The sequence below is a fragment of the Deinococcus aquatilis DSM 23025 genome, assembly GCF_000378445.1.
Lineage (GTDB): Bacteria > Deinococcota > Deinococci > Deinococcales > Deinococcaceae > Deinococcus > Deinococcus aquatilis.
Genome location: NZ_KB899776.1, coordinates 1 through 7,726 on the forward strand (window position 1 = coordinate 1; position 7,726 = coordinate 7,726).

The window sequence follows — 7,726 nt, forward strand, 5'->3', positions numbered from 1 at the left end:
CCGCCGCTGGCCCATCTTTGTTGTAAGCCCGAATCAACGTGCTGATCGTGCTGCGCGAAAAACTCGTGACCGCTTTGATCTCTGGAATGGATAACCCTTTGCTTTTCAGCCACAAGATCTGCCAGCGGGAGCGCTCCACCGCTCGCTCGGACTGGCGGTAGGCCAACTCCAACTCATCGGACGTCTGATGCGGGAACAGCGAGGCAGGTTGCATAGTCGCGACTCAGTTTAATCCCGTATCAGCAGTTCGGAGCAAGCCTGCTCGCTCAGGAACCTCAACTGGTGCAGCAGGCAACCGCGCAGACTTTGGTCAAAGTGCGTACCAGCCTGGATCAGCAAGCTCAGACCCTCAGCAGGCAGATCACCTCCGGCATGAAAAATGGCTTCACGGCCGCCATCAAGAAAATGATGCTGACCAGCATTGGCATCATCGTTCTGGGCTTTTTGTTCATCTTGGCCCTGCCCGTGGTTCCGTTGCGCTCTAGGACCAAGGCCAACCCTGAAGATCAGGATCTGCCGACTTCCCAACCCCTGCATTGACCGCAGGTCAGAAAGCAGCAGCGATTTCCCTAAATCGCTGCTGCTTCTTGCTTTTCCTACGGCAAGGGCCGTAAGTATTGCCGCGAGTCCGTTGACTCTGGCGAACAATGCAATGTACACGGCGTCTTGCCTGTGTGCTTTTAGGTTGGCCGACTTTTCCAATCCCATAAACACAGCTAACAGGCACGGTTGGACGGGAAGTCAATGGACTCTCAAAAGGTCAGTGAGCAGTCCTAGAGTGCGCTGCCGACATCAGGATGGACAAGACAATAAACGCCTCATCTCGGAGTATTTCGTCAAAGCGCAGCAGGAAAAATTCACCTAAAACGGACATGTCTGCCCATTTTGTAGTAGATTGGGAACACTACATCGAAAGGGACATTGTGAATACCGTCTAGGAGACGTGGGCGTCACCAGTGTAGTGAACGGCCTGCATCTCGCCCCTGCAGGTTCGATCGCCGTATCTGCATCCGGGTTTCAGAGGACCTTGGCGACATCCCTGAACCTCAGCACTGTGGTTTATGATCCTAGGCCTCTATCCGCGCATTGACTACTCTTAAAGGAGACGGAGTATGACAGATACGATGCACCAGGTACCGATTCCGACCAGTATCAGCGATGCTGCGCGTCAGGCCCTCGACGTTCCGGCAGGGCCCGCAGCGACCTACCCGACGCTGGACGACACCAATGGCTGGCTTCAGCAGGCTGAGCAGGTGAACGCGTATATCCACGCCCGCTTCGCCGATTACCCTCTCCCTGTCGTAGCATCCGAAACGGAGATCAATGGCGTTCATACCTACATCCTGCGATCAAATGAAGTCGCAGACGATGACCGCAGCCCGATCTACTTGGACATTCATGGTGGCGCACTGATCTTCGGCAGCGGGGAGGCTTGCAAGGTCATGAATAGCGTCGCTGCACTGACCAACGGCATGATTACCTGGGGCGTCGACTACCGCATGCCGCCGCTCCATCCGTTCCCAGCGGCTTTAGACGACTGCCTAGCTGTCTACCGGGCGCTGCTGGAGGTGCGCGACCCAGCCGACATCTTTGTAGGCGGAGGCTCGGCTGGTGGCAATTTAGCTGCCGCGCTGCTGATCCGCGCCAAGCAGGAAGGGCTGCCGATGCCCGCCGCGTTGGTGCTGCTCTCCCCAGAAGTCGACCTCACCGAATCCGGTGATACTTTCGAAACCCTCAAAGAGGTCAGCAGGCCGACCCTGAGCACTTTGAAGGAAGTGAACCTCCTCTACGCCAATGGCCGTGACCTCGCAGATCCCTTGCTTTCTCCACTCTTCGCCGACGTGTCAGGCTTTCCGCCCACTTTCCTGCAGTCCGGCACCCGGGATCTGTTCCTCTCGAACACCGTTCGGATGCACCGCAAACTCCGCGTTGCGGGTGTCAAAGCGGACCTGCACGTGTTTGAGGCCATGCCACACGGAGGGTTCGGGGGTCTGGCTCCAGAAGACCTCGAACTGAATGCCGAACTTCGCCAGTTCCTCGACCAGCACCGTTCCATCCGCACGGAGGATCACAGGCACTGAAGGGCTGTCATATCCGTTCCGCACAATCCCCTGAATATAAAAATGTTCAGGGGATTGCTGTACCCAAGCGAAAGGGCCGACAGTCATGGGCCAGCTTCCTCATAGGACGGCTCATACACGGATAACCGGTCAAGGTCAGAGCTCTTGAAGGCAGGGCGCCCACTGTTAGGAAGAAGGGTTCCTGTCATCAGGTGGGAGTCCTGCCGCATTGGGATTCGGAACCGCGCTCTGGGCAGGCTCTATGAAGAGTGCCGAGTAGATCAGTTGCTTGGCACGGGCCGCCATCCATGCGCGACTCTCCAGGGGAACAGTCAGCAGACTTCCCTCAATCATGGCCCAGCCAGCCAGAAAGTCGTCGAAGGTCACCCCTGGCCGCAGCAGAGCCTGTTGCTGGGCCAGCTCAATGGGATGGGCGAGCAGATCGTGTAGGCGCCGCGCTAACAGTGTGAGGGTGGCTGGCCCCTTGGTAGTCGTCGCCAAATATGGGTGAAGTCCAGGAATGGCACTGAGGATATCGGCGATCCATCCGAAGATCTCCTGAACCGAATGGGCAGCGTCGGGGGCAGCGGCGAGGCGCGTCTCGATGAGTTCGATGCGGCGCGCGACCATGGCGAGAACCAGATGCTCCCGGTCTGGAAAGTGCCTGTAGAGCGTGCCGCGCCCGACCCCGGCGTGGTCGGCGATGAGTTGCAGTGGGACGGAGAGGCCGTGCTCACGGAAGATCACTTCACTCCCAGCGAGGAGCAATTCGCGGTTTCGCCGGACATCCTGTCGCTGGATCACGCCGTTGAGTGTAATTCATATAAAACGGACATGGGTGTCCACTTTATGGTAGATTTGTCTTACTACATTAGGAGGGACACTATGGCTCAAGGATTGAAGGACGTTGTCGTCATCACCGGTCTGGGCGGTATGGGTCTGGCCATCGCCCGCCGCCTCGGCTCGGGCCGCCACCTCGTTCTTGCTGATTACGCGCAGGATCTCCTCGATCGGGTAGCCGAGACGCTTCGGAGCGAGGGCCACCATCTCGACACCGTTCGTGTCGATGTGGCCGACGCTCAGTCTGTGGCCAATCTGGCCCAGCATGCCGCCGGACTCGGCACCTTGCGGGCAGTCATTCACACTGCCGGGGTCTCTCCAGTGCAGGCCAGTCCCGAACGCGTCGTGCAGGTTGATGTGCTCGGCACCGCACACGTCCTCGACGCTTTCTTACCCTTCGTGTCACCCGGCACGGTGGCAGTCTGCATCGCTTCCATGGCCGGGACAATGGTGCCCCTGCCGCCCGAGATCGAACATGCGCTGGCTGTCACCCCGACCGACGCCCTCGCGCAGCTCCCGCTGCTTGATCCCACCACCCTCGACCCAGGGGCAGCCTATAGCATCGCCAAGCGCGCCAATCAATTGCGCGTTCAGGCGGCATCTCTTCCTTGGGGCCGGCAAGGCGGCCGCGTGGTCAGCGTCAGCCCCGGCGTCATCTCAACCCCCATGGGCCAGGCCGAACTGCAAAGCGCGCACGGCGACACCATGCGGCACATGGTTCAGGCATCCGGCACGGGGCGCCTCGGCACCCCCGACGACATCGCCAGCGCCGTGGAATTTCTGATCAGTCCACAGGCCTCCTTCATCACCGGCACTGACCTCCTCGTTGATGGCGGCGTCGTGGCCGGACTGCGGTACGGAGGGCAAGGGGAAAAGGCGTGAGGATAAGACGCTCCACCGCCTGGGGAATCGCTCTCGCCCTTACGGGCGTATGGGCGTACTCCAAGCGGGCGGCTTCTTTCGCTCAGCTTCACCCGGAGCTGCACTCACCGCTCTTGCGGTTCCGCTCGCCTCCATTCACCTCCACCTTCGTCAAGCTCACGCGCCGCCTGCCGGTCAACCTCCCGGTTCCAGGGAATATCTCATTCGAGACCCAGCAGATTCCCGGCCCATCCGGAGCCCCAGACGTCACCGTGTACGTGTACCGGCCCCTTGAGCAAAAGGAGCCGACCCCCGCCGTGATCTACTTGCACGGTGGGGGGTTTGTGATCGGCTCGGCGCCGATGTTTCACAGCACGGCGGCCCGCTATGTCCGTGAGCTGGGCGTGGTGGTCGTGAACGTGGAGTATCGCCTTGCCCCCGAAACGCCGTTTCCAGGACCGCTGGAGGACGCTTACGCGGCCCTGAAGTGGATGGGAGACCAAGCGCAAACCCTCGGCATCGATTCAGACCGCATCGCGGTTGTGGGTGACAGTGCAGGAGGTGGCTTGGCCGCTGCACTCGCCCAGCTGGCCCATGACCGTGATGGCGTGCAGGCCGCCTTCCAATTGCTGCTGTACCCGATGCTGGACGACCGAACCGTGTTGAAGACCGATCATCAGGGTCGGGGGGAGTTCCTGTGGACGCCGACCTCGAACCAGCTGGGATGGTCGTCGTATCTGGGTCGCCCGCCGCTGCTGGACGCCGCGCCAGAGTATGCCTCGCCCGCACGCCGCCAAAACCTGTCGGGCCTTCCTCCGGCCTGGATCGGGGTCGGCACCTTAGACCTGTTCTACCTAGAGGATCAGGCTTATGCTCGGCGGCTGAACGCCGCCGGGGTGCCGTGCGAGTTCGTTGAGGTGAGCGGGGCATATCACGCATCTGAAACCCTCAACCCAAATGCGGCGGTGTCGAAAGCCTTTCTGGAGCAAAGTATGCAGGCATTGCGGCGGGGCCTGCGGCTGGCCTGAAGTGGGCACCGAGCGTTGCTGTGGAAACCAGCTTTCCATTGAGTTGTGTTGCCTTAACCGACCGGGTAGGCTGACCCACAAATGCTCTAAGTGCCCGTCCGGAGTTTGAACAGGGCGGCTACAGTTTGACCGTCTGCGGGTTGCAGACCTTCCTGTTTCAGGGTGAGGCTGTTCGTCTCTCATCGGCTCACAGAGTTGGAGCAGGGGGAGTGCGTGGAATAGAGCTGGCCTTTTGGGGGCCAGGAACAACTCTTGACCGGGGTGGTGGAGACGAATGAGCCGCTGGTGCTGCGTGCCCACCGGTCGTTCTATGACGAAGCTGGGCGCACAGTCCCAGAGTTCCTGCGGGCATATGACGGCCCATTGTTGCTGGGCTTTTCCACGAGGCAAGCGCGAGCGCTGGTTCAGCGCACCCCGTCCCAGGCCTTGCTAGAGGTGGTGGTCGGTGTTTACCGTCAGAAGGACGAGCTGCACAACTCACGCGCTTATGTGCACAAGCTCCTTCGTCCGTTGAAAGTGGCGTGATGGCCAGGCGGAGATTGAGCCGTCGGTGGATGGTGTGACCTCTCACGCGCTGTTGCCCCGAGAGCTGAACATAACCCTTCAGAAAACCATGGCCGCTTTCGGATGACTTGGAGAGTCGGCAATGCCTCTTGACAACCCTCCTTGACATATACCTATTTTGGTATATGATGAATTATGGCCCGAGCAGCCACCCTCCCAGACGCCTTCGACGCGGTCGCCGACCCCCGGCGACGGCAGATTCTCGACGCGCTCCAGCACGGCGAGCGCACCGTGAACGAACTGGTGGATTTGCTTGGCCTGGAGCAGCCCTACGTGTCCAAACACCTGCGGATCCTGCGCGAAGTGGGCGTGGTCTCCGTCCGGGACGACGGCCGGCATCGCCGTTACCGCGTCCACGCCCCGGCACTCAAACCGATCCATGACTGGGCCTCGCAGTTCGAGCGGGCCTGGACGCAGCGGTTTGGGCACCTCGACACCCTGCTGGAGGAACTCCAGCACCTGGAGGCAGACCATGACCGCGACCAGACCGACCCCAGCGACGATCGTCCTCCCGACTCCGGAGCAGATCCTGATCACCCGTGAGTTCGCGGCACCCCGACATCTGGTGTTTCGGGCGTACACCACGCCTGAACTTGTGCGCCGCTGGTGGAGCGCCGAGTTGGGCCAGACCATGGTGGCCGAGATCGACCTGCGGGAGGGCGGCCGCTGGAGGTACGTGACGACCACCGACGACGGCGATGAGGTCGGCTTCCACGGCGTCTATCGGGAGATCGTGCCGAACGAGCGACTGGTGATGACCGAGGTCTACGAGGGGATGCCCGACGCCCAGGCCGTCAACACGGTGACCTTCACGGAGAACGCCGGCCGCACAACCCTCCACCTGTTGGTACAGCACGCCACGCAGGAAGAGCGGGACCTGCATCTGAACTCCGGTATGGAGACCGGGATGCAGCAGGCGTTGCACCTCCTTGAAGAAGTGGCCTGCTCCCTGTCCTGAACTGGGCGTTCAAAGGGCACCGCCCGGCAGTGTTCTCGCCCCTCAACCGCGTATCCAGAGTGGCCCTGGAGGATCGTATGACGCCCACCACTGTTTCCATGCCTGCCCGTCCTTTCCGAACCACTGCCCTCATCTTTCGCTCCGCTCTGCTGGCCGGGGGAGCGAGTGCGCTGATCAACATGTCGATGTATGGGTTGTTCCAGGAGACGTTCAGCACCCTGCTGGTCGGTCAGCCTGGGCAGGAGGCGCTGTTTTGGCCAGGCGCCATTGTCCTGTTTTCCTTGGTCGGCGCGCTGGGCGGCGGCCTGGTCTTCGCGGTGATGCGCCGGTTTCTAAGGCGCTCTGAGCGGGCGTTTGGCTGGGTGGCCGGGCTCGTCCTGTTGGCTTCGTTGGCCATGCTGCTGGGGGTTCGGAACGGGTCGTGGGACGTGGTGCTCCTGCTTGCGCTGATGCACGTGGTGGTCTGCCTGTGGGTGTTGAGGCTGGTGCCAGGGCGTGAGGAGCAGCACCACAGAGACTGAGCTGGACACGCCCAAACATCGAACGTTCGCAGGATGAGCAGCCTGCGAACGTTTTGCCTTTACTAAGGCCATGAGTCCCACTGAATCAGCCTGGAAGTTGGCTGAAGTTCACAGTCATCGATTGCCCGCGAACTCGGCGCACGATGTCCAGACGAAGGGTTGCCCTCACAACGTCCCTACCCTGCAAGGACACCAACCTGTTCGGGGGGATATCCCCTTGACCCGGGCCACCTTCAAGACCAACTGGGACGTCATTGAAGCCCTATTGATACAGGTGTAAATCTGAGTTGGAGGATTAAGTTAAGTCTTGTGCTAGACGTGTTCCAGCGTGCCGTCTGAATTCGCCAGCAGAATCTCTTCCTTTTTGCATGAGCTCAAGCAGGATCAGTCCAGTAAGCTGACACAGAATAGGAGGACGGACCTTGGCAGGCACCTCACTTCAACACCAACGAGCACCGTTGTACTGATCCAGCAGCGGCTGACGGATTCACGGATGGCACCCATCTCTCGTATCAGCAGGAGGTTTTAACCTCCCGATCACTCAGGTGAAGTGGCGAGAAAGCTTTTGAACCAGAGTCGATGACGACGAGGAGCCGATTGCCAAGACCTTCTGTTCGATCCAATCCATACCGTACCACCCTGCCTCAACACCTTTTACATCCCATCGGCGCTGAGCAGGCATAGGGTAACGTACGGAGGTGCTAGGCGACCCCTCCCTCTACCGAGAACGCTACCGACCACAGCTGCACTACACCCCCCGTCAATACTGGGTGAACGATCCAAACGGCCTAGTGGAGCGTTTTGCAATTGAGTAGAGTTATTTATGCCTCGCCCTCTGCTGTACAAAGTGGAATTGAGCCCTGAGCAGGAACAGACGCTCAAAGCCATCACAAC

The 7,726-nt window shown here is 60.3% G+C and carries 10 protein-coding genes; 7 read left to right on the forward strand and 3 right to left on the reverse strand.

The annotated features are described in order from the left end of the window. Both F561_RS0123705 and F561_RS29350 read right to left on the reverse strand, forming a co-directional pair. A partial coding sequence (locus tag F561_RS0123705; RefSeq protein ID WP_019012451.1) for a helix-turn-helix domain-containing protein occupies window positions 1-214 on the reverse strand: 214 nt, incomplete at its 3' end. Window positions 215-228: 14 nt separating this feature from the next. Next, the gene (locus F561_RS29350) at window positions 229-708 is read right to left on the reverse strand and encodes a hypothetical protein (RefSeq protein WP_157452152.1); all 480 of its coding nucleotides are present in this window, start codon (window positions 706-708) and stop codon (window positions 229-231) included. A gap of 404 nt (window positions 709-1,112) precedes the next feature. Here F561_RS29350 and F561_RS0123715 point away from each other — a divergent pair, with 404 nt between their 5' ends. After that, window positions 1,113-2,081 (forward strand): alpha/beta hydrolase, encoded by a 969-nt coding sequence (locus F561_RS0123715; protein WP_019012453.1) that lies wholly within the window; start codon window positions 1,113-1,115, stop codon window positions 2,079-2,081. A gap of 165 nt (window positions 2,082-2,246) precedes the next feature. Here F561_RS0123715 and F561_RS0123720 read toward each other — a convergent pair whose 3' ends face one another. Further along, window positions 2,247-2,864 (reverse strand): TetR/AcrR family transcriptional regulator, encoded by a 618-nt coding sequence (locus tag F561_RS0123720; protein ID WP_157452153.1) that lies wholly within the window; start codon window positions 2,862-2,864, stop codon window positions 2,247-2,249. Between the two features lie 81 nt (window positions 2,865-2,945). Here F561_RS0123720 and F561_RS0123725 point away from each other — a divergent pair, with 81 nt between their 5' ends. From F561_RS0123725 to F561_RS0123750, 6 genes are all read left to right on the forward strand, one after another. After that, window positions 2,946-3,782 (forward strand): SDR family oxidoreductase, encoded by an 837-nt coding sequence (locus tag F561_RS0123725; RefSeq protein WP_026299182.1) that lies wholly within the window; start codon window positions 2,946-2,948, stop codon window positions 3,780-3,782. Then, window positions 3,779-4,789, forward strand: coding sequence for an alpha/beta hydrolase (locus F561_RS0123730; protein ID WP_026299183.1), 1,011 nt, complete (start codon window positions 3,779-3,781; stop codon window positions 4,787-4,789). The genes F561_RS0123725 and F561_RS0123730 overlap by 4 nt, the downstream gene beginning before the upstream one ends. 252 nt (window positions 4,790-5,041) lie before the next feature. After that, a complete protein-coding gene (locus F561_RS0123735; RefSeq protein ID WP_019012458.1) occupies window positions 5,042-5,314 on the forward strand; it encodes a hypothetical protein in 273 nt (90 codons plus the stop codon). Between the two features lie 174 nt (window positions 5,315-5,488). Next, on the forward strand, window positions 5,489-5,896 hold the full coding sequence (locus F561_RS0123740; RefSeq protein ID WP_019012459.1) for an ArsR/SmtB family transcription factor: 408 nt from the start codon (window positions 5,489-5,491) through the stop codon (window positions 5,894-5,896). After that, a complete protein-coding gene (locus F561_RS0123745) occupies window positions 5,826-6,311 on the forward strand; it encodes an SRPBCC family protein (RefSeq protein WP_026299184.1) in 486 nt (161 codons plus the stop codon). Before F561_RS0123740 ends, F561_RS0123745 begins: the two co-directional genes overlap by 71 nt. Window positions 6,312-6,388: 77 nt before the next feature. Beyond that, complete coding sequence (locus F561_RS0123750) at window positions 6,389-6,832, forward strand: DUF6069 family protein (protein ID WP_019012461.1); 444 nt, start codon at window positions 6,389-6,391, stop codon at window positions 6,830-6,832. The last annotated feature ends 894 nt before the right edge of the window (window positions 6,833-7,726 follow it).

Excerpts from the sequence above, each read along its gene's own strand:
- F561_RS0123715 (WP_019012453.1), top strand. The coding sequence starts at position 1,113 with ATGACAGATACGATGCACCAGGTACCGATTCCGACCAGTATCAGCGAT.
- F561_RS0123750 (WP_019012461.1), top strand. The coding sequence starts at position 6,389 with ATGACGCCCACCACTGTTTCCATGCCTGCCCGTCCTTTCCGAACCACT.
- F561_RS0123745 (WP_026299184.1), top strand. The coding sequence starts at position 5,826 with ATGACCGCGACCAGACCGACCCCAGCGACGATCGTCCTCCCGACTCCG.
- F561_RS0123725 (WP_026299182.1), top strand. The coding sequence starts at position 2,946 with ATGGCTCAAGGATTGAAGGACGTTGTCGTCATCACCGGTCTGGGCGGT.
- F561_RS29350 (WP_157452152.1), bottom strand. The coding sequence starts at position 708 with ATGGGATTGGAAAAGTCGGCCAACCTAAAAGCACACAGGCAAGACGCC.
- F561_RS0123740 (WP_019012459.1), top strand. The coding sequence starts at position 5,489 with ATGGCCCGAGCAGCCACCCTCCCAGACGCCTTCGACGCGGTCGCCGAC.